The organism is Variovorax sp. PBL-E5, from assembly GCF_901827185.1.
In the GTDB taxonomy this organism is placed as follows: domain Bacteria; phylum Pseudomonadota; class Gammaproteobacteria; order Burkholderiales; family Burkholderiaceae_C; genus Variovorax.
This window is the reverse complement of sequence record NZ_LR594673.1, coordinates 315,659-340,491: the sequence shown is the minus strand read 5'-3', so window position 1 is coordinate 340,491 and position 24,833 is coordinate 315,659. Positions and strand designations below refer to the sequence as shown.

Here is a 24,833-nt window from a genome sequence, read left to right as displayed (position 1 = left end):
CCCCACCATGAATCTCCAGGGCCGACACATCACCGTGCACGACATGACGCTGCGCGACGGCATGCATCCCAAGCGCCACCAGATGACGCTGGACCAGATGAAGGACATCGCCGCCGGGCTCGACGAAGCCGGCGTGCCGCTGATCGAGGTGACCCACGGCGATGGCCTGGGCGGCAGCTCCGTCAACTACGGATTTCCGGCGCACAGCGACGAGGACTACCTCGGCGCGGTGATCCCGCTGATGCGCAGGGCCAAGGTCTCGGCCCTGCTGATCCCCGGCATCGGCACCGTCGACCATCTGCGCATGGCGCACGGGATCGGCGTGCACACGGTGCGCGTCGCCACGCACTGCACCGAGGCCGACGTCTCGGAGCAGCACATCGCGATGGCGCGCCGGCTCGGGATGGACACCGTCGGCTTCCTGATGATGGCGCACATGGCCCCGCCGGAGAAGCTGGTGAGTCAGGCGCTGCTGATGGAAGGCTATGGCGCCAACTGCGTCTACGTCACCGACTCGGCCGGCCACATGCTGCCCGATGACGTGAAGGCGCGCATCGGCGCGGTGCGTGCGGCGTTGAAGGCCGACACCGAGCTGGGCTTCCACGGCCATCACAACCTCGCGATGGGCGTCGCCAATTCGATCGCCGCGGTGGAGGCCGGCGCCAACCGCATCGACGCCGCGGCCGCGGGCCTCGGCGCGGGCGCGGGCAACACGCCGATGGAAGTCTTCGTCGCGGTGTGCGAGCGCATGGGCATCGAGACCGGCGTCGATGTCTTCAGGATCCAGGACGTGGCCGAGGACCGCGTGGTGCCGGTCATGGACCACGTCATCCGCGTCGACCGCGACGCGCTGACGCTGGGCTACGCGGGCGTGTACTCGTCCTTCCTGCTGTTCGCCAAGCGCGCCGAGAAGAAGTACGGCGTGCCGGCGCGCGAGATCCTGGTCGAGCTCGGACGGCGCGGCATGGTGGGCGGCCAGGAAGACATGATCGAGGACACCGCGATCACGCTGGCGCGTGCACGCCAGGCGGCGCAGGAGGTGGCGGCATGAAGCTCGACCCACGCACCATCGCCGCGCTCGCCGAGCACCTGGAAAGCTGCGAACGCGAGGCGCGCGACACGCCGAAGATCACCGACGAATACCCGCAGATGGACTGGGACGATGCCTATGCGATCCAGAACGAGATCCGCCGCCGCAAGATCGCGCGCGGCCATCGCGTGATCGGCCTCAAGGCCGGCCTCACCTCGCACGCGAAGATGAAGCAGATGGGCGTGACCACGCCGGTGTTCGGCTTCATGGCCGACAACCATGCCGTGCCCGAAGGCGGCGAATGCAGGCTCGCCGAGCTGATCCATCCGAAGGTGGAGCCCGAGATCGCCTTCGTCACGCGCAGCGCGCTCAGGGGTCCGGGCTGCCACATCGGCGCGGTGCTCGCCGCGACCGACTTCGTGCTGCCCGGCATCGAGGTCATCGACAGCCGCTACCGGGATTTCAAGTTCGACCTGAAGAGCGTGGTGGCCGACAACACCTCGGCCGCGCGCTTCGTGATCGGCGGCCGCGCGCGGCCGGCGTCCGAGGTCGACTTGCGCACCGTGGGCGTGGTGCTGGAGAAGAACGGCGAGCCGGTGGCCTTCGGCGCCGGCGCGGCGGTGCTCGGCCATCCCGCCGCGGCGATCGCGATGCTGGCCAACCATCTCGGTGCGCACGGCGAAGAGATCCCGGCCGGCACGCTGATCCTGTCGGGCGGCATCACCGAGGCGGTGGCGGTGAAGGCGGGCGATGCGGTCACGCTGAAGGTGCAGGGGATGGGCAGCGTCGGGTTGCGTTTCGTCTAGAAGGAGAGAGCGGGCACGCCAAGACCGCTTCTTGAGGAAGGTCTTGATACGAAGCTAAACTGCGAAGCCAAACTTCATATCCGGGACTTGCCGACGTGGAAGCTGAAAGCCCTGAAGCCGCGCGCCTGATGAGCGCCGCCGTGGACCTGCGCGTGTTCGTCGGCAAGCTGCGAAGGCGGCTGCGGGACGAAGCCCCGGCCGGGCATCTGACCGAACCGCAGCGCCATGTGCTCGGTCGGCTGGAGCGCGACGGTCCCTCGACCGTGACTGCGCTGGCCCGGGCCGAAGGCATGCGCTCGCAGTCGATGGGCGCCACGATCGCCGCGCTCGTCGATGCAGGCTTCCTGAAAGCGACACCGGATCCGAAGGACGGACGCCAGACCATCCTGTCGCTGACGGCGACGGCCCGCAAGGCGTTCAAGGCGGTCCGCGCAGCCCGCGAGGACTGGCTGCTGGCTTCCATGCAAAGCCGGTTCTCGCAGGCCGAACAGCGCCAGCTGATGACCGGCATCGAACTCCTCCAACGTCTTGTCGACTGACTCCTCCTGAAAGAGCCGCCATGCCCATCAGCACGCTCGATCCCACATCCGCACTCGTCGTCATCGACCTTCAGAAGGGCATCGTGGCCCGGCCGGCCGTGCATCCGATCGACGAGATCGTGCGGCATGCCGTTTCGCTCGCCGATGCGTTCCGCCGCCATGGCCTGCCGGTGGTTCTCGTCAACGTGGCGGGCTTCGCGCCCGGACGCAACGAGCAGCCCCGCGGCCCCGGCGAGCTGCCGGCGGACTGGGCCGAGCTGATACCCGCGCTGGGACAGCAGCCCACCGACCTGCGGGTCACGAAGCGGACCTGGGGTGCCTTCACCGGCACCGGCCTCGAGAAGTCCCTGCGCGGCCTGGGCGTGACCCAGATCGTGCTGGCCGGCGTGGCCACCAGCATCGGCGTGGAGTCGACCGCGCGGCAGGCGAGCGAGCTCGGGTTCCACGTCACGCTCGCGGTCGATGCGATGACCGACACGAACGCGGACGCCCATGCGAACAGCATCGCGCGGATCTTCCCGAGGCTGGGCGAAACGGGTACGACGCAGGACATCCTCCGGTTGCTGGATGCGCATCGGAACTGATCGGGCCGGCAGCGGCCATCCTTTGGCGGGTTGAACCGCAGTGGCCGGAACCTTCCGCTCGCTGAGCGGCTTCAACTACCGCCTCTGGGCCATCGGCGCGCTGGTCTCCAACATCGGGACATGGATGCAGCGCACGGCCCAGGACTGGCTCGTGCTCGCCCACCTCACCCATCGCAACGCGACGGCCGTGGGCATCGTCATGGCGCTGCAGTTCGGCCCCCAGCTGCTGTTGCTGCCATTCACCGGCCTGGCCGCCGACCGGCTCGATCGGCGCAAGCTGCTTCTTGTGACACAGGCCGTGATGGGCGCGCTGGCGCTGGGACTGGGCCTGCTGACGCTCGCAGGCGTTGTCCGGCTCTGGCATGTGTACGCGTTCGCGTTCGCGCTGGGGTGCACGGCGGCCTTCGATGCACCTGCGCGTCAGACCTTCGTCTCCGATCTCGTGGCGCCGGCCGATCTCTCGAACGCGGTGGCGCTCAATTCCACGTCCTTCAACGCCGCCAGGATGATCGGGCCGGCCGTCGCAGGCGTGGTGATCGCGGCCGCCGGCGTCGGCTGGGTGTTCCTCCTCAACGCGGTCTCTTTTCTCGCCGTGCTGGGTTCGCTGTTCGGACTGCGGCGCGCCGAGCTCCAGCCGAGGATGGCCTTGCCTCGAACGCACGGCGGACTGGCCGAAGGGCTCCGGTATGTCTGGCATCGGCCGGATCTCAAGGCGGCGCTGCTGATGCTGCTGCTGGTGGGCACCTTCGGGCTCAACTTCCCGATCTTCATCTCGACGATGTCCCTCAGCGCGTTCCACGGCGGGGCCGGGCAGTACGGCCTGCTGTCCTCGGCCATGGCGGTCGGCTCCGTGACCGGCGCCTTGCTCGCCGCCAGGCGCGGCCGGCCGCGCATGACGATGCTGCTGTATGGCGCCGCGCTCTTCGGGCTGGGCTGCGCGATCGCGGCGGTGATGCCGAACCCGGTCTTCTTCGCGATGGCGCTGGTGCTCATCGGCCTGGCCGCGCAGACATTGACGACCTCGACGAACAGCCTCGTGCAGCTGTCGACCGATCCGGCGCTGCGCGGCCGCGTGATCGCGATTCTGCTGGCGGTGGCGCTCGGCAGCACGCCGATCGGCGCGCCCATCGTCGGATGGATCGCGGACACCTTCGGCCCGCGCTGGGCCCTGGCCGTCGGCGCGGCCTCCGGATTCGCCGCGGCGCTGGTGGCGATCCGCTATCTTGCGAGGCTGCGAGCCGAGGCGCGATCGAAGATTCGTCGACCGGCGAGCGACGCGCTGGCCGGTGCGAAGGGGGGCGGCCGCAGCGGCACGTAGCCGTCCGGCTCAGCACTCGACGATGTTGACCGCCAGCCCGCCGCGCGAGGTTTCCTTGTACTTGGTCATCATGTCCGCGCCGGTCTCGCGCATCGTCTTGATGACCTTGTCGAGGCTCACATGGTGCGTGCCGTCGCCGTGCAGCGCCATGCGCGCCGCGTTCACCGCCTTCACCGAGGCGATGGCGTTGCGCTCGATGCAGGGAATCTGCACCAGGCCGCCGACCGGATCGCAGGTCAGGCCGAGGTGGTGTTCCATGCCGATCTCGGCGGCGTTCTCGACCTGCTCGGGCGTGCCGCCGAGCACCGCGCAGAACGCGGCCGAAGCCATCGAACAGGCCACGCCGACCTCGCCCTGGCAGCCCACCTCGGCGCCCGAGATCGACGCGTTTTCCTTGTAGAGAATGCCGATCGCGCCGGCGGTGAGAAGGAAGTCGACGATGCCCGCGCGGTCCGCACCCGGCACGAAATCGACGTAGTAGTGCAGCACCGACGGAATGATGCCCGCGGCGCCGTTGGTGGGTGCGGTCACGACGCGGCCGCCCGCCGCGTTCTCTTCGTTGACGGCCAGCGCATAGAGGTTCAGCCAGTCCATCACTTTCAGCGGATCGTCGATGGCGCCGGGCTTCGCCGCGGCCGTCAGCGTGCGGTGCAGCGCGGCGGCACGGCGCTTGACCTTGAAGGCGCCGGGCAGCACGCCTTCGGTCCTGCAGCCGCGTGCGACGCAGCCTTGCATCACGGCCCAGATCTTCAACAGCCCGGCCTCGATCTCGTCGTCGGCGCGCCAGTGGCGCTCGTTGCGCCGCATCACCTCGGCGATGCTGCAGCCGTGCTGCCGCGTCAGCGCCAGCAGCTCGTCGCCGCTGTGGAAGGGCAGCGGCAACACGGTGGTGTCGGGCGCGATGACCTTCTGGCGCCGACCGTCCTCGGCCACCTGCTCGCTGACGACGAAGCCGCCGCCGACCGAGTAGTAGGTCTGCGTGCACAGCGCAGCGCCCGCCGCATCGAAGGCACTGAACTTCATGCCGTTGGCGTGGAACGGGAGCGTCTCGCTGCGGTAGAAGAGCACGTCGCTTTTCTCGTCGAGCGCGATCCGGTGGGTGCCGAGCAAGGCGATCGCGCGCTCGCTGCGGATGAGGTCGAGCAGCGCGGCGATCTGGTCCGGATCGACCGTGTCGGGCTCGTGCCCGGCCAGGCCCAGCAGCACCGCGCGGTCGGTGCCGTGCCCCTTGCCGGTGGCGCCGAGCGAGCCGTACAGCTCGGACCGGATCCGCGCCACCGCGCTCAACAGGCCTTCGTTGGAAAGCCGCGAGGTGAACAGGCGTGCCGCCCGCATCGGCCCCACGGTGTGCGAACTGGAAGGCCCGATGCCGACCTTGAACAAATCGAAAACGCTGACTGCCAAAACGGTTCTCCGATGCGTGAAGGCCCGAGCGGCGGCCTTTGCGTCATTCTCGACGATCGGGATGACGAAGTGGCGTGCATCAGGTCGCAGGCATGCCTTCGAGCGTGTTCACGGCCGACTGCAGGCCGCCCAGCACGCGCTCGGCCACGAGCGGTGAGAAATCCTTCGGCAACTGTTCCCGCACTTCCCTGATCGCGCCGGGCGTCCGAACAATCAGCGCCTGGATGACGGCTTCTGCGTCATGGCCGAATCCCACCTGCTGCGCGGTGCTGTTGAAGTGCCGGCGTTGAATGCCGGCCATGGCGTAGTGCCGGTTCTTGCCGAGCAGCGCCATCGCCAGCTTGACGTCGCGCGGCGCCCATTGGCTGCGGCCCTTGCCAAGGATGGGATAGGCCGACATGACGTCATACATCTTCGTGAGCCGGAACGCACCGCCGGCCAGCAGGTGAATGCTGAAATTCTTCGCGTGGCCGTCCGGCGCGCGGAGCAGCCAGAACAGGACCTGCGAAGCCATCAAGGTGCGCATGTCATCCGCCGCGGTCGCGGACTGCTGCAAGAGTGAAAAGAGCTTCTGCAGACCCGGGCCGCCCTCGTTCTCGTATTTCACCAGGGGCGAGGTTCCCGTGGCCTGGCAGAAGTCCTCTTGGGGCAGCCGCAGGAGCCGGCCGCTCGCAACGCGCCGGTCGAAGCGCTCGACCACCAGCACGCGCTGCTTGCCGAACGATGCGATCGTCGCATCGGCAGTGGGCAATCCATAGGCCTGAAGCAGTTTCAGGCACAGCCACTCGTTGTCCACGGAGGTCGAGAAATCTGCCTGGCGACCGCCGATCAGGCCCAGGGGGAGCTTGAAGATGTGCGTGGTGGGCGTGGTGCCACGGGGCTTGTGCCAGGCACCGTTCCACCAGAGGTAGGCGTCCTTTTCCTGGGCGCCGGCGAGCGAGATGCGGAAATCGTCGTCGGGGTCTATCGAGGCATCGAACTTGTCAGGGCTCGTGATGTTCAGCAGGTGGCGCTCGATGGACTCGTCGTCCAGCCGCACGGCTTCCACCTTGTCGACCGCCGTGGGGGCGTCGGCCTCGTCGAGCAGCTGAATGGCGCCCACACAGTCGCGCCCAATGGCGGCCAGCAGGTCGAACGCATCGATCGAGCCCGTCTTGAAGCGCGCCGCCACGCGCTTGCGAATGGCCGTGCTGTCGGGAAGCAGGTTGTCGAAATAGTGCTCGACGGCAGAACCCTGGAGGGGTTCGTTGTAGGGATTGAAGGGCAGCGACAGCGACAGCGGGCGGCCGACGTCCGAGCGGACCCAGGCTTCGTCGTAGTGCAGCTCCATCGCCCCGCGCGCGGGGATCGTCCAGCGGCCGACGCGCTCGCCGTTGGACCAGAGGCCGAGGGACTGGCTGCGGGATCGACGGCCCACTTCACCACTCCGTCGTGCCGGGCTTGACCTTCAACGGGCCTCGCGCGCTCAGCTTCAGCTCGAGGCCGAGCACCGAGCACCAGCTCAGCAGTTGCCTGAAGCTCAACTCATCGGGATGGAGTTCGAGGTAGGAAACCCGGTTCTGGCTGAGGTTCAGCCTGGCGCCGATGGCAGCCTGGTTCAGTTTCAACCGGCGGCGCGTGCTGCGCAGCAGCTGCCCCAGCTGATCGCCGGACACGAGAGCTTGGGCTGGGAGTGCACCCATGGCGGTAGCTGTATTCATGCTAATTTCAATTTATCTGTATTGCAGCTAACCGTCAAGTAGCTGGAAAGCAGATCAACGCGGCATAGCTCCCGTGCAGCTTTTCGTGCCGGGCGCCTGCTGCTCGGCGCGGGCTTCGCTGGCCTCAGTCAGAACCCGGCAGCGCGCGCAGCTTCTCGATCAGCTCCGCAGTCGGCAGCACGTCCGCGTACTTCTGCCCGAGGTCGAACAGGTTGACCTTGTGCGAGGTGATGCTGCGATCGAAGGAGCACTCCTGCGGGATCGACACCTTGAAGTTGTACGAGAAGGCGTCCACCGCGGTGCCGCGCACGCAGCCGCTGGTGCTGCAGCCGACGACGATCACGGTATCGACCTGCAGGTCGACCAGGTGGCTGCACAGCGCGGTCGCGAAGAAGGCGCTCGGGTGCTTCTTCGGCAAGAGCACGTCGCCGGGGCGCGGCGCGAGTTCCTGCACGATCTCGTAGCCCTTGGCCGCGATGTTCATGATGGCCGGGATCTTCTCGGCCAGCCGTCCGCCCTCGTGCGCGACCTTGGGCGCGACGTGCGGGTAGAGCACCGGCCAGTTGCGCTCGCGGAACAGCGCGAGCAGCGGCACGATGGCGTCCACCGCGGCCCAGCCGACCTCGCCGCAGGAGGTCGGGAATTCCTCGATGGCTTCCCAGAAGGGCAGGCGCTTGGTGCCGACGGTGCGGTACTGCACGTCGATGATGAGCAGGCCGGGCCGCTTGCCGAGGCCGCTCGGGCGGCCGAAGCCGACGGCGTTGTAGGCGCGCTGTTCTTCGGCGCTGATGACGTCGTCCCAGGGATGGGTGGTGGAGGTCATGGATGTCTTTCGGTGAATGAAGGGACCGCGCGTCAGGCGCTTGCCGCGCCGGCGCGCGTGCGGAAGATGTACTGGCCATGGCCCGGCGCGCCGACCAGCTTGCCGTCCTGCATGACGGTCTCGCCGCGAACGATGGTCTCGGTCGCCCAGCCCTTGAAGGTCCAGCCGTCGTAGATGCTGTAGTCGGAGTAGGACAGCAGATCCTCGTGCCGCACCACGCGCTCGAGGTTCAGGTCGACCAGCGTGATGTCGGCATCGGCGCCCGGCCGCAGCGCGCCCTTGCGCGCGGCGATGTCGAAGATGCGCGCTGGTGCCTCGCACACCAGCTGGCAGATGCGGCGCAGCGACAGCCCGCGCCGGTGGTAGCCCTCGTGCAGCAGCACGGGCAGGATGGTCGCGGTGCCCGGGAAGCCCTGCGAGGCGAGCCACAGCGTCTTGTCCTTGGTCGCGCGCTTGCGCGGGCAATGGTCGGAGGCGACGACGTCGATCGAACCGTCGGCCAGGCCTTCCCAGAGCGCGTCCTGGTCGTCTTTGCTGCGGAAGGGCGGGTTCGCCTTGCCCATGCCGCCGAGGTCCATGTCGGCGGTGTGGGTCAGGTAGTGCGGACAGGTCTCGACGAACACCTGGTCGTAGCGCCGGCGCCATTGGCGCACCTCGTCCAGGCCCATGCGCGAGCTCATGTGCGGGATGTAGATCTTCGCGCCGGCCTTCTCGGCCAGGAACATCGCGCGCACGCAGGCTTCGGCCTCGGTGATCGGCGGCTTGATGTCGGCCCACTGTTGCAGGTTGTCGAGGCCGATCTCCAACTGCGCGTTGCGGCGGCGATTGACGATCTCGATGTTCTCGGTGTGGCAGACCACCGTCACGTCGCCGATCGCCGCGGCACGTTCGAGCAGCGCCTGGAAGTAGCCGTCGTCGGTGCCGTCGAGGCCGAGGTAGCGGCCTTCCTCGCCCTTGAAGTTCATGAAGTACTTGAAGGAGGTGACGCCGTAGTCGCGCACGTAGCTCTCGAGTTCCTGCAGGTGCAGCTCGGAGGCGGTGCTGAAGTGGAAGCCGTAGTCGATGTGCGCGCGCGGCTTCGCATAGGCCTGCTCGCGCTTGAACACGTCGCTGTAGGCCTCGTTGTTGAGGAAGTAGCCGAGCACGGTGGTGAAGCCGCCGATGGCCGCGTGTGCGGTCTCGGTGCTGTACTCGGTGATCTTCTCGCCGAAGCCGAAATGCAGATGGGCCTCGATCAGGCCGGGGAACACGTGCAGGCCGTCGATGCGGCGCTCGCGCACGTGCGCCGCCACAGGCGTGCCGGGCGCGAGCAGGGCGCCGATGCGGCCGTCCTCGACCAGGATGTCCTGCGGCTCGGGGTCGCGCTCGGCGCTGACCATGGTGCCGCCGCGAAGAATGAAGGTATCGGGCATGGTGTGTGTTGCTTCAGGGGAGGGAGTGCGCGGGCGCGACGATGGCGTCGAGCTCCGCGCGATGGATGGATTCGCCGATGCACACGAGGAAGCCTTGCGGCACCGACGGCGGCCAGGCGGCCAGGCGTTCGGGCGGCGCGAAGAAGCCCTGCACGCCTTGCACGACCCATGGCGTGGCGCCGTTGTCGCCGAGCGCAAGCAGGCCCTTGCAGCGCAGCAGGCGCGCGCCAAGCCGTGCACTCAGGGCTTGCGTCCACGCGGCGTAGGTCGGCCAGTCGATGGGGCCGGGCACTTCGAGCACGTGCGTGCTGACCTGGCGAAAGGCGGTGCCGTGGTCATGCTCCACAGCGGCCGTATCGACGCCATCGCCGGCCTGCGCGTACTGCGGCCGCAGCGGGCCGCGCAGCCACGCCTCGGCGTGCACGGCCGTCGCGCGTGGCGCGGCACTGGCAGCCGGCGCGAAATAGCGCGACGGCGAATCGCCACGCTGCCGGCGCTCGACCTCGGCCGCGGGATTGAGCTCGCGAATCCGAGATGCCAGATCGCTCGCTTGCGCGGGTTCGGCGATGTCCGTCTTGCTGATCAACACGCGGTCGGCGAAGGCCACCTGCCGCTGCGCTTCGGCATAGCGCGCCAGCGTCGCGGCGCCATTCACCGCATCGACCAGCGTCAGCACCTGCGCCAGGACGCAGCGCGGCTTCAGCGCCGAATCGCCCAGCAGCGAGGCCACCAGCGGACCGGGATGGGCCAGGCCGCTGGTCTCGACGATGATGCGGTCGAAGGGCGGCACGCCGCCGCTGCTGCGGCGCGCGAACAGATCGATCAGCGTGTCGCGCAGCGTGCCCGATGCGACGCAGCACAGGCAGCCCGAGTCGAGCAGCAGCACCTGGTCGTCGGCGGCGGACATCAGCACGTGGTCCAGCCCGACTTCGCCGAATTCGTTGACGATGACCATCGCGCCGGCGAAGGACGCATCGCGCAGCACGGCATTGATCAGCGTGGTCTTGCCGCTGCCGAGGAAGCCGGTGACGAGGTCGACCGGAATGCGCGCTGCCGCCGTCATCGCTATCCTGCGTTCAATCGGCCGCCGTGCGCAGCGCGCGTTGCAGCGTGTCGAGGCTGCCGCCTTGCATCACCGCATCCCAGGCCGTGTCGCGCGCGGTCGCGCCGAGCACGGGCGCGACGTTGGCCGCGAACTTGGCGCGCACGGCGTCTTCGCCGGCCGGGCGCTGCGGGCTGCCGAACACCTGATCGACCGCATGGTGCAACTGCGTGCCGTCGGCCAGCATGATGCGCAGGTCGGCATCGAACTTCGCCGGGAAGCCGCTGTCCTCGCGTGGCGTCCATTGGATGCGTGCGGCCAGTGCGATCGCGTCCGCGTCGACGCCCGCGGCCGTCATCGAGGGGATGTCCACCGGGCGCCCGAGCAGCACGCGGGCGATGCAGTAGGGCAGGCTGTACTTGGCCTCGTTGCCGCTCGCGACCTGCTGCTTCGACGACCAGGGTTCGCAGATCACCGTGGCCGCGCCCGGCGCGACGCGGCAATGCACCTCGGCGATGTCGGCGACCGTGGCGATTCGTGCCGACAAGGCCTGTGCGCATTCGAGGAAGGGATGGATGTAGTGGCAGCAGGGAAAGAACTTGAAGGCGGCATCGGCCAGCCGCCATTGCGTGCCGAGATCGCGCAGGCCAACGGCCAGGCGACCGCCCGCGGCCGGGTCGTCGGCATAGGCGGCGAACAGGCCGTAGCGGCCTTCGATCACCGTGGTCGGCCCGGTCATGCCTGCGGCTGCGCAGCGCGCGGCCCACAGGCCTGCATGCGCGGCCCAGCCCGGATGCAGCGCCTTCACGTTGGAGCCGTTGCTCAGGAATTCGAAGATGCCGCCGGCCTGGCTCCCGGCGATGCCCATCGCGGCCACGCTCTGCGCCGGGCTCGCGCCGCGCGCCACCGAGGCGAGCAGCGCCGCGACCCCCACGCCGCCCACCGAGGTCACCTGGAAGCCGCGGCGCTGGAAGCCGCCGGGGCTCGCCTCGCCGAGGCGCACCAGCAACTCCCAGCCGATCACCACCAGGCGCACGGCTTCGTCGAGCGACAGCGCGTGCGTCTCGACCGTGGCCAGCACAGCCGGCACGATCACCGCGCTGCCGTGCACGATGGAGCCCATGTGCGTGTCGTCGTACTCGAGCGAGTGGATGGACGTGCCGTTGAGCAAGGCGGCCACCGGTGCCGATGCACCCGTCGAATAGCCCAGCACCGTGGCGCGGCCGCCGGTGTCCGACTCCTCGTGCAGGCCTTGCAGGAAACGGCGATGCGAGGGCACGGCCGAGGCGCCGAGCCCGACGCCGAGCGCATCGATCAGGTGAAGACGCGCGAGGCGCTGCACCGGCGCAGGCACATCCGCCAGCCGAAGCCCGTCCGCAAAGCTTGCAAACTGTTCAGCCAGCGTCATGCCGCGGCTCCGGCGCGGACCTTGGCCGCTGCGTCGCGGCCTGCGAGGTAGCCGAGCCCGACCGCAGTCAGCAGGCCATTGCCCGAGGCATAGCCGCCGGCACCCGCGCGCCCGCTGATGCCGGCCGCCGCGCCGCCGCCGGCATAGAGACCGGCGATGACCGAACCATCCTCGCGCAGCACGCGGCCTTCGGTATCGACCGCGAGCCCGCCCTGCGTATGGAACAGGCCCGGAGTGACGCGACAGATCCAGAGCCGGCCCGTCAATGGCGCCATGCCGAAGCGCGCGCGGCCTTGCGGATCGGGCGCGCGGCCGGCCGCGGCCTCGTTGAATGCGGCCAGCGTCGCGGCCAGCGTTTGCGGCGGCAGCTTGAACAGCGCCGCGAGTTCTTCCGCCGACGCCGCCTGCTTGAGCCCGCCATGCTCGACCAGCTCGCGGAACTCGTCCTCCTTCGAGGCCAGCGTCATGATGCGTTCGTCGAACACCGCATAGACGTTCGTGTCTTCGGCCAGCACATGGCGCGCATAGGCGGAGTAGCCGAGGTCCTCGTTGCCGAAGCGTTCGCCGCGCGCGTTGACGAGCACACCGCCTTTCTCGATCGTGGTCCACGACAGCAGCGAGCCATGCGGATAGGCCACGGCTGCGTAGCCCTGGTAGGCCTGCATGTTGGCCAGCCGCGCGCCGAGCGCGCGGCCCCACAGCACGGCCTCGCCTTCGCTGCCGAGCGCGCCGAAATACTCGGCGCCGGCAATCTCGCCGCAGTGCTGCTTGACGAGCTCGCGGTTCGCCGCGAAGCCGTTGGATGCCAGGATGACGCTGCGCGCGCCGATGCGCGAGGTCTGCACACCGGCGCCGCCGACCGCCACGCCGACCACCGCGCCCTCGGCGGACAGATAGAGCACCTGCACCGGGTTGTTCGTCGCCAGCGGGATCTCGCGCGTGGCCACCGCGGCCAGCAGATCGTCGACCAGGTCCTGGCCGCGGCGCGACACCGGCGCGTGCAGGCGCGCAATCGTGTGGCCGACATGGCAGTAGTCGGTGATCAACGCCATGCGTGCGCCGACGCTATCGACCAGCCATTCGCAGAGCTCGGCCGAGATCGCGGCCATGCGCCGCGTGAGTTGCGGCAGCTCGCCTTCGCCCGACAGGCGCAGCAGGTCGGCCACCATCACCTCGGGCGAATCGACGATGCCGGCCTCGCGCTGGAAGCGGCTGCCGGCGCCCGGCACGGAGCCGGTGCTGAGCGAGGAGTTGCCGCCCGGCCGCTCGCGTTTCTCGAGGATCGCGACCTGCGCGCCGGCATCGTGCGCGGCGATCGCGGCGGCCATGCCGCAGGCGCCGGCGCCGACCACCAGCACGTCCACTTCCAGGTCCCAGACCTGGCCTTCTTCGAGCTGTTGCACCAGGGCTTGCATCTCAGTGTTCCTTTGTTCGAGGGGTGAGGGCCGCCGCGTTCGCGGGCGCGTCCTCTGCAAAACATGCGTCGAGCCAATCGCGCCACGGCCTTCCGATGTCGGCATCGCCATCGCGCGATGCGGCGGCATCGGCCATGCGGCGCATCGCGGGCGCGAACGCGGGCGCATGCGGCGCGGCCAGCGTCGCCACCTTGTCCCACAGTGCCGCCGCGGGGAAGGGGCGGTCGGGACCGCCTTGCGCGCTCCAGCACAGGGCATCGAAGGACGCGCCGTCGTCGGCCGTCAGCGTCACGCGCGACGGCCGATCGTCGGGCCACGGCCGCAGTTCGGGGAAGGGCCGCAGCGTGGTGGCATTGCGCAGGCGTGCGATGCGCGCATCGTCCAGCGATGCGGCATCGAAGGACGTCGCGCCGCCGTTGCCGTGCACCAGCGCGGCCGCGGCCGCATGCGGCACCGAGAACTTGGCGCCGAGCGTGGTCCGCGGCGCGCGGTCGTCGAGCGCGTACGCCAGTGGATGCGCTTCGACGGTGATCGCCGTCACGCGCTCGCCGCCGCGCAGCGAGGGCTCGTTCGCGAGCAGCGTCTGGATCGCCTCGATCGTCGAGTGCGCGTACTGGCAGCAGGCATTCATCTTCTGATAGCCGGACTCCACCGCCCAGCCCTCGTCGGCGTGCGGCGCCAGCACGGCGAGCTCGGCCGTGGCGCCCAGCGCGACGGCATAGACATCGTGCGGGCTCGCGGCCCGGCCGCCGATGCCGCACTGCGCCCACTCGACCGCGTTCAGGCCGGCGACAGCGGCCTGCGGTGCCCAGGTGTTGCGCGCGAGGACGCCCTTCAATGCGTGGTCGAAGGGCCCGGCCATGCCCATCGTCGCGGCGCTCGCGACGGCCGAGAGGATCTGGTCCGCCGGCAGCCTTCGCAGGAAGGCGACGCCGGCTGCGGCGCCGACCGGCGCGAGCAGTGCATGCGGATGGATGCGCAGCGCCGGGAACTGCCAGGTGCGCGCGACGCGGGTCACGACTTCGTAGCCGAGCGCGAGGGCGCGCAGCAGGTCGCGCAGCGAAGCGTCCTCGGCCTCGGCCGTCGCGAGCAGCGCGGGCAGCACGTAGAGCCCGGCATGGCACACCGCCTTGCGAAAGCCTTCGTCCAGCTCGTTCCATCCCATTGCGAGCCCGTTGCCCATCGCGGCCTGCAGGATCGGCATGCGCGGCCGGCCCGCGGCGATCAGCGAGGCCGGGCCGCCTTGCAGCGCGGCCTCGCGCAGCCGCTGCTGCGCGAGCGCGACCTGCGGTTCATCGAGCGCGCTGAAGGTGGCCGCCATGTCGTCGGCCAGCACCCCCACCGTGCGCTCGCGCGCGCTCGGCGACAGATCGCTCCATTCGAGCGCCGCGACCCAGCGCACGAAGCGCGCGAAGGCGGCGCCGGCTTCCTCGGTTGAGGGCGATGTCAGAACAGTTCCCACAGGCTCTCCTGTGCCAGCAGTTCGCTGCTGGCGCCGTCGAAGATGATCCGGCCCGCCTTGATGACCACCGCGCGGTCGACGTTTTCCAGCGTGGCCTGCACGTTCTGTTCGACGATGACCAGCGTGGTGCCCTGCGTGCGGTTGATCTGCGTCACGCTGCGCAGTACGTCGCGCACGATCACGGGCGCCAGGCCGATGGTCGGCTCGTCGAGCAGCAGGATCGAAGGGCGCGTCATCAGCGCCATGCCGAGCGCGAGCATCTGCTGCTGGCCGCCGCTGAGCGAGCTGGCGATCTGCTGCGTGCGTTCCTGCAGCAGCGGGAACAGCGCATAGACCTCGCCCTGCGCCTGCTGCGCGTTGCGCAGGCCCGCGATCTCGAGGTTCTCCGCCACCGACAGATCGCGAAACACGTTGTGCCCCTGCGGCACGAAGCCCATGCCGTGGACCACGTTGCGGTGCGCCTCGCCGGGCGCGAGGTCCTGGCCGCGGTAGCTCACGCGGCCTTGGCATTCGTCGAGGTCGCCGACGCAGGCGCGCAGCAGCGTGGTCTTGCCGGCGCCGTTGTGGCCGAAGATGCCGACGCGCTCGCCGTCGTGGATCGACAGCGAGAAGTCGTGCAGCACGTGCAGCTTGCCGTAGTGGGCGTTGATTCCGTGGAGTTGCAGCATGGAGGGGTGCGGTGCGGCGGGTGCCGTCACTTTCCGAAATAGAGTTCGGCCAGCGCCTTGCTCTCGAGCAGGGTGCCGACATCGCCGCGCTCCACGATGCGTCCCTGCACCATGAAGACGGCGCTGGTGCAGAGGTCGCGGATGAAGGAGACGTTGTGCTCGACCACGCAGACGGCGCGGCCGGCCTGCGCCTCCTCGCGGACGATGGTCCGCATGGTCTCGTAGGCGCTGCCTTCGACGCCGCCCATCGGTTCGTCGAGCAGCAGGCAGGGCGCATCGCTCATCAGTGCGCGGGCCAGGCCGACCAGCTTCTGCTGGCCGAAGGTGATGTCGTTGACGCTGGCGGCGGCGAGCGATTCCATGTTCATGCGTTGCAGCACCTGCATCGCGTGCTCGCGCGCCGCTTGCTCGGCACGGCGCACCGCGCCACCGGCGAAGACCACGCGCAGCAGCGATTCGCCCGGATAGTGAGAGGGCCCGACCAGCATGTTCTCGAGCACGCTCATCGAACCGAACAGCCGCATGTGCTGCCAGGTGCGCGCGACGCCCAGGCGCGCGCGGCGGTACAGCGGCAGCGCATGGAGCCCGCGGCCGGTCAAGGCGATCTCGCCCGCATCGGGCATCACGACGCCGGAGATCAGGTTGAACAGCGTGGTCTTGCCGGCGCCGTTCGGGCCGATCAGGCCCATGATCTCGCCGGCGTGCAGCTCGAGGTCGATGTGGTCGGCCACGACCACGCCGCCGAATTTCTTGCAGACGTTCTGAAGGGAAAGCACGGTGCTCATCGAGGCTTCCTTCAGCGGGCACGCGCCGGCGCGACCAGACCCTGCGGCCGCAGGAACAGGAACACGATCACCAGCAGCGTGAAGATCACGCCCTGCAGCGGGCCCATGATCTCGGAGGGCAGGTTGAGGAAGGTGATGGCTTCGGGCAGCGCGATCAGCAGCACCGCGCCGACCACCGGCCCGTAGACCGAGCCCATGCCGCCGACCACCACCATCGTCAGGATCATCGCGGACTGCAGGATCTGGAACTGGTCGGGCGTGATGTACTGGTAGTAATAGGCGTAGATGCCGCCTGCGACGCCGGCCATGCCGGAGCCGATCGCGAAGATCGTCATCTTGATGTTCATCGCGTTGCGGCCGAGGGCGGAGAAGGCGAGCTCGTCGTCGCGCATGGCCTGGATCGCGCGGCCGTAGGGCCCGCGCACCAGCGCGCGGATGAAGAGCACGCTGGCGAGCGCCAGGCCCAGCGCGATCGCGGCGAAGGTCGCGCTGCGATGTTGTTCCACCACGTTCGGGATGCCGCTCAGGCCGCCGGCGCCGCCGATGAAATCGAGGTTCTTGATGATCTCGATCAGGCCGAGCTGGAAGCCGATGCTGGTGATCAGCAGGTAGTCGCCCGAGATGCGCAGCGAGGGCAGCGACAGCATGAACGAAGCCAGCAGCGCCACCAGCCCTCCGGCCGCGACGGCGAGGACGGGGTTGAGGTCGAACTGCACGCTCAGCGCACCGACCGTGTAGGCGCCGAGCGCGAAGAAGATCGGATGCGCGATGCTGATCAAACCGCCGAAGCCGATGATCAGGTTGAAGCTCGCGCTGAGGATCACGTAGAGGCCGATCAGCACCAGCAGCGAGATGACGTATTCCATGGCAAGGGTCCGTGTGGCTTCGGTGGCGGCGCCTCAGGCGGCGGGTTCGGCCGCGGGCGTGGCGGCGACCGGCTGCACCTTGGCGCGGCGCCGCAGGCGCACACCGTTCGGGAACAGCAGGATGGTGATGAAGAGCAGCGCGTAGAGGATCAGCCCCTGCCATGCCGAAGGAATGACGAGGATGCTGAACGCGCGCAGCAGCGTGAGGAACAGCGCCGCGCCGGCCGCGCCGAAGACGTTGCCCATGCCGCCGAGCAGCGCCGCGATGACGGCGAACAGCATCATCTCGAGCGGCGTGTTGGGCACCATCGAGGCCCGCGTGCCGAACAGGTACATGGCGGCCACGACCAGCACCGAGGCGATCGCGAAGGTGGCGGCATAGACCGGGCGCACGTTGATGCCGTACAGGCGCGACAGGTGCGGGTTGTCGGCGACGGCGACCATGAACTTGCCGTAGCGCGACTTCTTCAGCAGCAGGTAGAGCGCCGCCATCACCACCACGGCGACGCCCAGAGCCGTCAGGTCCCAGCGGCTGATCACGATGCCGCCGACCAGCGTCGAGGACGACATCAGATTGCCGGCCAGCGACACCGGCTCGGTGCCGAACACCATCGCCAGCATGTACTGCACGAACTCCGACACCACCAGCGTGAAGATGAAATAGGTGAGCGACGGCGAATGGCGCCGCCGGAAAGTCTGCAGTCCCCAGACCTCCATCGCGAGTGCCGCCGCGATGGTGATCACCAGGCTGGCGGCGATGCCCGCCAAGGCAGGCCAGCCGAGCCGGAAGATCACCACGTACATCGTGTAGTAGGCGATGCCCATCATCCCGGCCTGCGCGAAGTTCCAGACCTTGACCACCTTGAGCACGAGCGAGAACGCGGCGGCGAGCAGCACGCCGTAGGTGGCGGTGGCGATGCCGGTCCAGAGGATCTGGAGCAGCGTCTGTATGTCGACCATGGATCGATGACCTTTGCGGGCGCAGCGGCGGAGGGCCGCCGCGGCGGGTTGGCTACTTGACGGTCGCGACCGGCACGAACTTGCCGCCCTTGACCTCGAACAGGTAGACCGGCTTGTTCACGCGATGGTCCTTGGTGAATTCGAGCAGGCCGGTCAGCGGCAGGTCGAACTTGCCGACCTCGACCAGCGCCTTCTTCATGTTGGGACCGGTCAGCGGCTGATTCGTCTTGATCAGGTGCGCGTAGAGCTGGCCGATGAGGAAGGGCATGTCGTAGAGGTACTGCGTGTAGGGCAGGCCGTTGGGCACGCGCTTCTCGGTCTGCTGCCAGCGGTCCACGAACTTCGCCACATCGGCGTTCTGCTCGGCCGACGGCGCGAGCGCGGAGACCAGCATGCCTTCGGCCGCGGCACCCAGCTGCTCGACCACCTTCGGGTTGTAGCCCGCGGAGTAGGTCGACACCGGCTGCTTCAGGCCGAGCTGGCGCAGCTGCGCCACGACCTGCGGCAGGTCGGCCACCAGGCCCTGGATATGGATGATGTCCGGGTTGGCCGCACGCACCTTCAGGATCGCGCCGGTGTAGTCGGTCGCCTGGGCGTCGTAGGCTTCGTAGGCCACCACCTTGCCGCCCGCTTCCTGGAACGCATCGCGGTAGATGCGCGCACCTTCGATGCCGCTGTCGTTGTGGATGTAGAGCACCGCGGCCGTGGCCTTCTTCAGCGTGTCGTGTGCATAGCGGGCCTGCGCGCGCACGTCGACGTCGGCGAGCGGGTAGGTGGTGTAGACGTAGTCGCCCAGCTTTGCGATGTCGGGCGAGTTCGCGCCGACGCTCAGTTCCAGCACCTGGCTGCGGTTGGCGATCGGCGCCACCGACTTGACCACCGCGCTCCATGCGGTGCCGAAGACCGGCACCTTGTCGACGTTGACCAGGCGATTGACTGCGTTGATGCCCAGCCGCGGATCCGCCTGCGTGTCGAGCAGCACCATCTCGAGCGGATGGCCCTCGATGCCGCCCTTGGCATTGATGTCCTGCACGGCCCATTGCGCGGCCTTGACCTGGTCGGCGCCGAACAGCGCCTGCGAGCCGGTGAGCGGCATGGCCAGGCCGAACTTGAGCGGCTCCTTGGTGGGCGCGGGCGCGCCCTGGGCATGGGCCAGCAGCCCGCTGGCCAGCAACACGGCGGAGACGACGACGCAACGGCGGAGATGTTTCATTGGCAGGGTCCTCGGAGTTTTTGAAGGGGTCGACGGGCCATCGCGCCGCTGTCTGCAAAAGCGATGTTGTTACGTCAGACGATATACGATATCGCATAGCATTCCAGATGACAAGCGATTACGATGAACGTAACGTCGCATTTAAAGGCCAAACTCCATGCCCCGTTCCCCTGCTGCACGTCCTTCGCCGCCGAAACCGTCGACCCGGAAGTCGTTGCTGCCCGGCGAGAAAAAGCTCAACTCGGTGGAAGCGGTCAAGGTCGCAGTGCGCGTGCTGGACGAGCTCGCCCTCGCACAGCGCGCGATGGGCGTGACCGAGCTGGCCGAGGCGCTCGGCGAAACCAAGCCGCGCGTGCACCGCCATCTCTCGACCTTGCGCGAGGTCGGCCTGATCGAGCAGGACCAGGCCACCGATCGCTACCGCCTCGGATGGCGCGTGTTCCAGCTCGGCGAAGCGGCCGGCACGCAGTTCGACCTGCGCAGCCGCGCCGAGCCCTACCTGCTGCGGCTGCGCGACGAACTCAAGGAAACCTCCGTGCTCGCGGTGCCGATCAACGGCAGTCCGATGGTGATCGCGACCATGGACAACATCTATGCGCGCATCTGCATCAGCGTGAAGCCCGGCAACCGGCCGCTGCCGCATTGCTCGGCGCTGGGCCGGCTGACACTCGCGTTCTCGCCGGCCGTGGTGCAGGAGGAAATGCTGTCGGCCCCGATGACCTCGGAGACGCCGCAATCGATGACCGACCCGGCGCGCATCCGCAAGCGGCTCGGCCTGATCCACGAGCAGTTCTACGAAGTCTGCAACGGCGAGATGATGCTCGGCGTGAACACCATCGCCGTGCCCATCTTCCGCAACGGCGACGTGCTGGCCGGCGCGCTGTCGATCGTCGGCTCGATCCAGAACGTGCCCAATCCGCCGCGCCGCAAGCAGGTCGAGACGCTGCAGGCCTGCGCGGCCGAGCTGTCGGCCCAGCTCAACAGCGATGCCTACCAGCGCTGGCAGCTGCGCCGCAAGGCGCACGACATGCTCAATGCGCTGGTCTGAACCGGCGCGCGGGCAGGGCGCTCAGAGCGGCGCCAGGCCTTCCACCAGCCGCGCCTTCACGACCTTGCCGAGCGAATTGCGCGGCAGGTCGTCGACGAAGAAGATCTGCCGCGGCACCTTGTAGGGCGCGAGCCGCTCTCTGCACAGCGCGAGCAGCTCGCCGGCTTGCACGTCCTTGCTGCGCACGACGAAGGCCGCGACCTCCTCGTCGAATTCGCGCGAGGGCCAGCCCACCACCGAGGCTTCGGAGACGGCTGCGTGGCTCATCAGGGTGCTCTCGACTTCCATCGGGTAGATGTTGATGCCGCCGCGGATGATCATGTCCTTGGACCGGCCCTTGAGGAACAGGTAGCCTTCGTCGTTGAAAGTGCCGAGGTCGCCCGGATAGAAGAAGCCGTCGCGGAAGGCTTCGCGGCTGGCCTCGGGATCGCGATAGAAACCATCGGCGACCGCGGGCCCGCGGTAGCGGATGCGCCCGATGCTGCCGGGCGGTTGCAGCCGGTCGGCGTCGTCGACGATCTGCACTTCGACGCCGAACACCGGCCTTCCCACCGACTCGCCGTGGCGCAGCTGGTCCTGCGACGACAGCACCGAGACACCGCCGCCTTCGGTCGAGCTGTAGTACTCGATGAAGTTCGGGCAGACCGTCTCGCGGATGCGCACGCGTTCCTCGGCGGTGAGTGCGGAGCCGGAAGAGACCAGCGTCCTGAGCCGCTTGAGCGGCGCCAGCGTGGCAACGTCGCATTCGAGCAGCCGGCGCAGCAGCGTGGGCACGAGGAACAGCACGGTCGATCCGGTGCGCGCGACTTCGGCCGCGAGTTCTTCCGGCGTGTAAGGCGGCGGGCAGAGCACCACGGTGCCGCCGCAACAGAGCGTCGACAGGCTGAAGGCGCGGCCGCCGCCGAAGTAGAGCGGCGTCGCGTTGATGTAGGTCTCGCGGCTGCCGAAGCCGAGGTCCACCCAGTGCGTCCAGAAGCGGCTGGCGAACTTGCGGTGCGACACCAGCGGTCCCTTGGGCCGCCCCGTCGTGCCCGAGGACAGCGACATCACGAGGCCGCGGTCGCCATCGGGAAACGCGCGATCGGCATCGGCCGTCGCGACGCCGGCCAGCCAGGCTTCGTCGACCGCGATGCAGCGTGCGCCTTCGAATGCGCCGCCGGGCTCGACGATCGCCGCTGCCGGCTCGAAGTGCGCGGCCAGGCGCTGCTTCTCGAATTCCTTCCAGCGGCAATCCATCGGCAGGATCACAGCGCCGGCGCGCGCCACCGCGAAGAGCATGAGCACATGCTCGATGGAATCGCGCAGCGCGATGCCGACGATGCCGCCGGGTTCCACGCCCAGGTCCTGCAGCCGCGCGGCGCGCCGGCGCACCGCGAGATCGAGTTCGCGATAGTCCAGCACCGTACCGCCGTGCACGAGCGCCGGCTGGGTCGGCCGCTGGCGCGCATGCAGCGCCAACGGGTCGGCCAGGTTCGGGACGGCGGCCTCGTTCATCGCTTCGCGGCCCGCGAGCCGTCCTCGTTCAGCCCGTAGATGCGCAGCACGTTGTCGCGCAGCAGCTTGCGCTTGGGCACCGGGCGCAGGCCCAGCGCCTCGATCTCGTCGCGCGTGCGCTCGAAGTCGAGCACCGGGAAGTCGGTGCCGAAGATCACCTTGTCCTGCCCGAAGCTGTCGATGTACTTGACGAAAGCCTCCGGCCAGTACTTGGGGCTGTGGGCGTCGGTGCCGATGTACACGTTCGGATGTTTCCATGCCATCGCGATCATCTCGTCGGTCCATGGAATGCCGACATGGATGCCGATGAGCTTGAGTTCCGGGAAGTCGCAGGCCACCGCATCGAGCGAGATCGGGCGGCCCACGCTGCGCAGCCGGTGCTTCGGGTCGTAGAGCATCGACTGGCCGACCTGCAGCTGCACCGGCACGTCGAGCTCCACGCACTTGGCATAGAAGGGATACCACTTCGCATGGTCGGGCGCGAGCTCGAACCAGTGCGGATAGAAGTGCGCGCCGATGAAGCCGTGGTCCTTCACCGCGCGCTCGAGCTGGCGCACGCCGTCCATGCCTTCGGTCGGGTCGAGGCCGGCGAGTCCGTGGAAACGGTCGGGATGGCGCTCGACGGCTTCGGCCACCATCTCGTAGGGGATGTGGTAGCTCGACTTGTGCAGCAGCGGCCCGACCTTGGACGCGATCAGGAAGGCGCGCTCGATGCCGGCCGCGTCCATGCGGCGCAGCATTTCCTCGTGCGTGATGCCGGCGAGCGTGTCGTCCTTGACCTTCATCTTGCCGCCGAAGAAGGCGTCGCGATTGGGTCGGATGGCGTGCGTCTCGGGCGTCCAGATGTTGACCACCGCGTCGATGGCCTGGATGTCGTGCTTTGTCATGGGGAGCTTTCGTTCAGGAAGGCTTCGAAATGCCGCGCCGTCTCGGCCAGCGCATCGGGCGTCGCGGTGCCGCGGGTGATCAGCGGCCGGGCGTCGGGCATCAGGGCCTGCACGCGTTCGAAGTAGGCCAGCAGCATGTCGCCGGCGCCGCATGCCAGCAGCGTCGGCACGCGGACCAGCGGCAGCCGCGGCGCCTTGTCGTAGCCGATCGCCGACCGGTAGGCGTAGTGGTAGGTCCGCGTGGCCTTCAGCACCTCGACCACCTTGTCGTGCAGTTCGTCCGCCGGCGGCAGGCCGACCGAACGCGCATGGGCCGCATCGCGCCGGTACCAGGGCCAGAAGAGGTAGACGTCGCGCACGAAATTCCAGATCCAGTGCAGCTGGCTTCCGGCCTGGTCGATCTTCACGCCGGGCGCGTAGTGCTTGAGCATGTCCTCGCGCTCCTCGGCGCTGTAGAGCGACACGCCGTCGAGCACGAGCCGGCCGACGCGCTGCGGATGCGCGATGGCGATCTCGCAGGCGATGTTGGCGCCGGTGTGGCTGCCATAGAGATCGAAGGCCGCGATGCCCAGCGCGTCGAGCGCGCGCACATGGGCATCGGCGAAGTAGGCGATCGACGGCATGCCGCCCTCCGCGGGCAGGCGCGGCGCGGAGGAATCGCCGTTGCCCAGCGTGTCGGTGGCGATCACGTGCCGGTGCCGCCCCAGCTGCGCGACGAGGGGCTCCAGCATCCGGGCCGAGCCGGGCGATGCATGGAGCATCACCAGCGGCCGGCGCGCGCGGCTGCGCCGGCCGGCCTCGCGGAAGTGCACCTGGCCTTCCGCGACATCGGCGAAGCCGCGCCGCACGGTCGCCGGTGCTTGCACCGTATGCGGCGGACCGGGGGAAAGCAGTTCAGGCGTGGCGAGGGCCAGCGTCGTCATGCGCTCATTCCTTGATGCCCGCCGCCTTCACGGTGGCGGCCCAGCGCACGATGTCTTCCTTGATCTTCTGGCCGTACGCTTCGGGCGTGGTGCCTTCGATGTCGAGGCCGTTCTCGCGCATGCGGGCCGCGACCTCGGGCATCTTCAGGATCTGCGCGGTCTCGGATTGCAGCTTGTGGATGATCGCGGGCGGCGTGTGGGCCGGCGCCATCAGGCCGTACCACGAGTTGACCTCGAAGCCCGGCATCGTCTCGGCCACCGCCGGCACATCGGGCAGCACGGCCGTGCGCTTAAGCGTGCTCACCGCGAGCGCACGCAGCTGGCCGTCCTTGATCAGCGGCACGACGCCCGCGATGTTCACGAACGCCATCTGGATCTGGCCGGCGAGCAGGTCGGTGTTGATCTGCGCCGAGCCGCGGTAGGGCACATGCGTCATCTCGACGTGTCCCAGCTGCGAGAGCATGACGCCGGCCAGGTGCGTCGTGCTGCCGACGCCGACGGAGCCGTACGCGACCTTGCCCGGGTTGGCCTTGGCATACGCCATGAGCTGCGCCAGCGTCTTGGCCGGGAAGTCGGAGCGGACCACGAGCACCGTTCCGCTCGAGACCAGCTGAGTGATCGGCTCGAAGTCCTTGATGGGGTCGTAGGGCAGCTTCTGCGGCAGCGCGGGACTGATCGCGATCGGACCCACGTGCGAGAACAGCAGCGTGTAGCCGTCGGGCCGTGCGCGCGCCACGGCGGCGGCACCGATGGTGCCGTTCGCGCCGCTGCGGTTGTCGACGATGAAAGCCTGACCCAGGCGCTTGGCGAGCTGGTCCGTGATGGGCCGGATGATGGTGTCCGACGGACCGCCCGCGGCCCAGGGGTTGATCACCGTCACGGGCCGGTTCGGCCAGGGATCTTCGGCATGCGCGATGCAGGTCGCGACCATCGCGATGCCGATCAGCAGATGACGCGCCAGGCGCGCGGGGAACTTCAGGAACGAGGGCTGCATGGCGTCTCTCCGTGGCACGTGTGGCCAGCCAGTGGCGGAACATTCCGCCGAT

General features: G+C 68.7%; 24 protein-coding genes. 6 read left to right on the top strand and 18 right to left on the bottom strand.

The genetic code is table 11. The features are described 5' to 3' along the window. Positions 1–7: 7 nt before the first annotated feature. The 5 genes from dmpG (at position 8) to WDLP6_RS33515 (ending at position 4,277) form a co-directional block, all read left to right on the top strand. The gene (dmpG, locus tag WDLP6_RS33535) at positions 8–1,051 is read left to right on the top strand and encodes a 4-hydroxy-2-oxovalerate aldolase (RefSeq protein WP_162595601.1); all 1,044 of its coding nucleotides are present in this window, start codon (positions 8–10) and stop codon (positions 1,049–1,051) included. Beyond that, a complete protein-coding gene (dmpH, locus tag WDLP6_RS33530) occupies positions 1,048–1,836 on the top strand; it encodes a 2-oxo-3-hexenedioate decarboxylase (protein WP_162595600.1) in 789 nt (262 codons plus the stop codon). The genes dmpG and dmpH overlap by 4 nt, the downstream gene beginning before the upstream one ends. A gap of 128 nt (positions 1,837–1,964) precedes the next feature. Next, entirely contained in the window at positions 1,965–2,375 is a 411-nt protein-coding gene (locus WDLP6_RS33525) for a MarR family winged helix-turn-helix transcriptional regulator (RefSeq protein WP_162571972.1), read from the top strand. Positions 2,376–2,395: 20 nt separating this feature from the next. Beyond that, a complete protein-coding gene (locus WDLP6_RS33520; RefSeq protein WP_162595599.1) occupies positions 2,396–2,959 on the top strand; it encodes an isochorismatase family protein in 564 nt (187 codons plus the stop codon). Between the two features lie 40 nt (positions 2,960–2,999). Beyond that, positions 3,000–4,277, top strand: a complete 1,278-nt coding sequence (locus WDLP6_RS33515) for an MFS transporter (RefSeq protein ID WP_162595598.1) — start codon at positions 3,000–3,002, stop codon at positions 4,275–4,277. Positions 4,278–4,286: 9 nt separating this feature from the next. On the opposite strand, the gene WDLP6_RS33510 is transcribed toward WDLP6_RS33515, so the two are convergent. The 14 genes from WDLP6_RS33510 to WDLP6_RS33445 form a co-directional block, all read right to left on the bottom strand. Beyond that, the gene (locus WDLP6_RS33510) at positions 4,287–5,681 is read right to left on the bottom strand and encodes an L-serine ammonia-lyase (protein ID WP_162595597.1); all 1,395 of its coding nucleotides are present in this window, start codon (positions 5,679–5,681) and stop codon (positions 4,287–4,289) included. 79 nt (positions 5,682–5,760) lie between these two features. Then, positions 5,761–7,098, bottom strand: a complete 1,338-nt coding sequence (locus tag WDLP6_RS33505) for a type II toxin-antitoxin system HipA family toxin (protein WP_162595596.1) — start codon at positions 7,096–7,098, stop codon at positions 5,761–5,763. A gap of 1 nt (position 7,099) precedes the next feature. After that, entirely contained in the window at positions 7,100–7,381 is a 282-nt protein-coding gene (locus WDLP6_RS33500) for a transcriptional regulator (RefSeq protein WP_443083487.1), read from the bottom strand. A gap of 124 nt (positions 7,382–7,505) precedes the next feature. Next, on the bottom strand, positions 7,506–8,204 hold the full coding sequence (locus tag WDLP6_RS33495) for an isochorismatase family protein (protein ID WP_162595595.1): 699 nt from the start codon (positions 8,202–8,204) through the stop codon (positions 7,506–7,508). A 32-nt stretch (positions 8,205–8,236) separates the two neighbouring features. Next, a complete protein-coding gene (locus WDLP6_RS33490) occupies positions 8,237–9,616 on the bottom strand; it encodes a dihydroorotase (protein WP_162595594.1) in 1,380 nt (459 codons plus the stop codon). Positions 9,617–9,629: 13 nt separating this feature from the next. Further along, positions 9,630–10,679, bottom strand: a complete 1,050-nt coding sequence (locus WDLP6_RS33485; RefSeq protein WP_162595593.1) for a CobW family GTP-binding protein — start codon at positions 10,677–10,679, stop codon at positions 9,630–9,632. Between the two features lie 13 nt (positions 10,680–10,692). Beyond that, entirely contained in the window at positions 10,693–12,066 is a 1,374-nt protein-coding gene (locus tag WDLP6_RS33480) for an MmgE/PrpD family protein (RefSeq protein ID WP_162595592.1), read from the bottom strand. Continuing rightward, positions 12,063–13,481, bottom strand: coding sequence for an FAD-dependent oxidoreductase (locus tag WDLP6_RS33475; RefSeq protein WP_162595591.1), 1,419 nt, complete (start codon positions 13,479–13,481; stop codon positions 12,063–12,065). Before WDLP6_RS33475 ends, WDLP6_RS33480 begins: the two co-directional genes overlap by 4 nt. A gap of 1 nt (position 13,482) precedes the next feature. After that, positions 13,483–14,943, bottom strand: a complete 1,461-nt coding sequence (locus WDLP6_RS33470) for an MmgE/PrpD family protein (RefSeq protein ID WP_162595590.1) — start codon at positions 14,941–14,943, stop codon at positions 13,483–13,485. Further along, positions 14,928–15,611, bottom strand: coding sequence for an ABC transporter ATP-binding protein (locus WDLP6_RS33465; protein WP_162595589.1), 684 nt, complete (start codon positions 15,609–15,611; stop codon positions 14,928–14,930). Before WDLP6_RS33465 ends, WDLP6_RS33470 begins: the two co-directional genes overlap by 16 nt. A 26-nt stretch (positions 15,612–15,637) precedes the next feature. Next, positions 15,638–16,396: an ABC transporter ATP-binding protein gene (locus tag WDLP6_RS33460; RefSeq protein ID WP_162571957.1), complete on the bottom strand. Its 759-nt coding sequence runs from the start codon at positions 16,394–16,396 to the stop codon at positions 15,638–15,640. A gap of 11 nt (positions 16,397–16,407) precedes the next feature. Beyond that, positions 16,408–17,262: a branched-chain amino acid ABC transporter permease gene (locus tag WDLP6_RS33455; RefSeq protein ID WP_162571956.1), complete on the bottom strand. Its 855-nt coding sequence runs from the start codon at positions 17,260–17,262 to the stop codon at positions 16,408–16,410. Between the two features lie 33 nt (positions 17,263–17,295). Continuing rightward, positions 17,296–18,222 (bottom strand): branched-chain amino acid ABC transporter permease, encoded by a 927-nt coding sequence (locus WDLP6_RS33450; RefSeq protein WP_162595588.1) that lies wholly within the window; start codon positions 18,220–18,222, stop codon positions 17,296–17,298. A 52-nt stretch (positions 18,223–18,274) separates the two neighbouring features. Further along, positions 18,275–19,435, bottom strand: a complete 1,161-nt coding sequence (locus WDLP6_RS33445; protein WP_162571954.1) for an ABC transporter substrate-binding protein — start codon at positions 19,433–19,435, stop codon at positions 18,275–18,277. 157 nt (positions 19,436–19,592) lie between these two features. Here WDLP6_RS33445 and WDLP6_RS33440 point away from each other — a divergent pair, with 157 nt between their 5' ends. Further along, positions 19,593–20,483 (top strand): IclR family transcriptional regulator, encoded by an 891-nt coding sequence (locus WDLP6_RS33440; protein ID WP_162595587.1) that lies wholly within the window; start codon positions 19,593–19,595, stop codon positions 20,481–20,483. Between the two features lie 21 nt (positions 20,484–20,504). Here the strand turns inward: WDLP6_RS33440 and WDLP6_RS33435 are convergent, their stop codons facing one another. The 4 genes from WDLP6_RS33435 to WDLP6_RS33420 are packed head-to-tail and all read right to left on the bottom strand — an operon-like array spanning position 20,505 to position 24,781. Continuing rightward, positions 20,505–21,977, bottom strand: a complete 1,473-nt coding sequence (locus WDLP6_RS33435; protein ID WP_162595586.1) for a class I adenylate-forming enzyme family protein — start codon at positions 21,975–21,977, stop codon at positions 20,505–20,507. Then, positions 21,974–22,864: an amidohydrolase family protein gene (locus tag WDLP6_RS33430; protein WP_162595585.1), complete on the bottom strand. Its 891-nt coding sequence runs from the start codon at positions 22,862–22,864 to the stop codon at positions 21,974–21,976. The genes WDLP6_RS33435 and WDLP6_RS33430 overlap by 4 nt, the downstream gene beginning before the upstream one ends. Continuing rightward, complete coding sequence (locus WDLP6_RS33425; protein WP_162595584.1) at positions 22,861–23,787, bottom strand: alpha/beta fold hydrolase; 927 nt, start codon at positions 23,785–23,787, stop codon at positions 22,861–22,863. Before WDLP6_RS33425 ends, WDLP6_RS33430 begins: the two co-directional genes overlap by 4 nt. A 4-nt stretch (positions 23,788–23,791) precedes the next feature. Then, positions 23,792–24,781 carry a Bug family tripartite tricarboxylate transporter substrate binding protein gene (locus tag WDLP6_RS33420; RefSeq protein WP_162595583.1) on the bottom strand — a complete coding sequence of 330 codons (990 nt, stop codon included), beginning with the start codon at positions 24,779–24,781 and terminating at the stop codon, positions 23,792–23,794. Between the last annotated feature and the right edge of the window lie 52 nt (positions 24,782–24,833).

Excerpts from the sequence above, each read along its gene's own strand:
- dmpG (WP_162595601.1), top strand. The coding sequence starts at position 8 with ATGAATCTCCAGGGCCGACACATCACCGTGCACGACATGACGCTGCGC.
- dmpH (WP_162595600.1), top strand. The coding sequence starts at position 1,048 with ATGAAGCTCGACCCACGCACCATCGCCGCGCTCGCCGAGCACCTGGAA.
- WDLP6_RS33525 (WP_162571972.1), top strand. The coding sequence starts at position 1,965 with ATGAGCGCCGCCGTGGACCTGCGCGTGTTCGTCGGCAAGCTGCGAAGG.
- WDLP6_RS33520 (WP_162595599.1), top strand. The coding sequence starts at position 2,396 with ATGCCCATCAGCACGCTCGATCCCACATCCGCACTCGTCGTCATCGAC.
- WDLP6_RS33500 (WP_443083487.1), bottom strand. The coding sequence starts at position 7,381 with ATGAATACAGCTACCGCCATGGGTGCACTCCCAGCCCAAGCTCTCGTG.
- WDLP6_RS33495 (WP_162595595.1), bottom strand. The coding sequence starts at position 8,204 with ATGACCTCCACCACCCATCCCTGGGACGACGTCATCAGCGCCGAAGAA.
- WDLP6_RS33490 (WP_162595594.1), bottom strand. The coding sequence starts at position 9,616 with ATGCCCGATACCTTCATTCTTCGCGGCGGCACCATGGTCAGCGCCGAG.
- WDLP6_RS33485 (WP_162595593.1), bottom strand. The coding sequence starts at position 10,679 with ATGACGGCGGCAGCGCGCATTCCGGTCGACCTCGTCACCGGCTTCCTC.
- WDLP6_RS33480 (WP_162595592.1), bottom strand. The coding sequence starts at position 12,066 with ATGACGCTGGCTGAACAGTTTGCAAGCTTTGCGGACGGGCTTCGGCTG.
- WDLP6_RS33475 (WP_162595591.1), bottom strand. The coding sequence starts at position 13,481 with ATGCAAGCCCTGGTGCAACAGCTCGAAGAAGGCCAGGTCTGGGACCTG.
- WDLP6_RS33465 (WP_162595589.1), bottom strand. The coding sequence starts at position 15,611 with ATGCTGCAACTCCACGGAATCAACGCCCACTACGGCAAGCTGCACGTG.
- WDLP6_RS33460 (WP_162571957.1), bottom strand. The coding sequence starts at position 16,396 with ATGAGCACCGTGCTTTCCCTTCAGAACGTCTGCAAGAAATTCGGCGGC.
- WDLP6_RS33455 (WP_162571956.1), bottom strand. The coding sequence starts at position 17,262 with ATGGAATACGTCATCTCGCTGCTGGTGCTGATCGGCCTCTACGTGATC.
- WDLP6_RS33450 (WP_162595588.1), bottom strand. The coding sequence starts at position 18,222 with ATGGTCGACATACAGACGCTGCTCCAGATCCTCTGGACCGGCATCGCC.
- WDLP6_RS33445 (WP_162571954.1), bottom strand. The coding sequence starts at position 19,435 with ATGAAACATCTCCGCCGTTGCGTCGTCGTCTCCGCCGTGTTGCTGGCC.
- WDLP6_RS33440 (WP_162595587.1), top strand. The coding sequence starts at position 19,593 with ATGCCCCGTTCCCCTGCTGCACGTCCTTCGCCGCCGAAACCGTCGACC.
- WDLP6_RS33435 (WP_162595586.1), bottom strand. The coding sequence starts at position 21,977 with ATGAACGAGGCCGCCGTCCCGAACCTGGCCGACCCGTTGGCGCTGCAT.
- WDLP6_RS33430 (WP_162595585.1), bottom strand. The coding sequence starts at position 22,864 with ATGACAAAGCACGACATCCAGGCCATCGACGCGGTGGTCAACATCTGG.
- WDLP6_RS33425 (WP_162595584.1), bottom strand. The coding sequence starts at position 23,787 with ATGACGACGCTGGCCCTCGCCACGCCTGAACTGCTTTCCCCCGGTCCG.
- WDLP6_RS33420 (WP_162595583.1), bottom strand. The coding sequence starts at position 24,781 with ATGCAGCCCTCGTTCCTGAAGTTCCCCGCGCGCCTGGCGCGTCATCTG.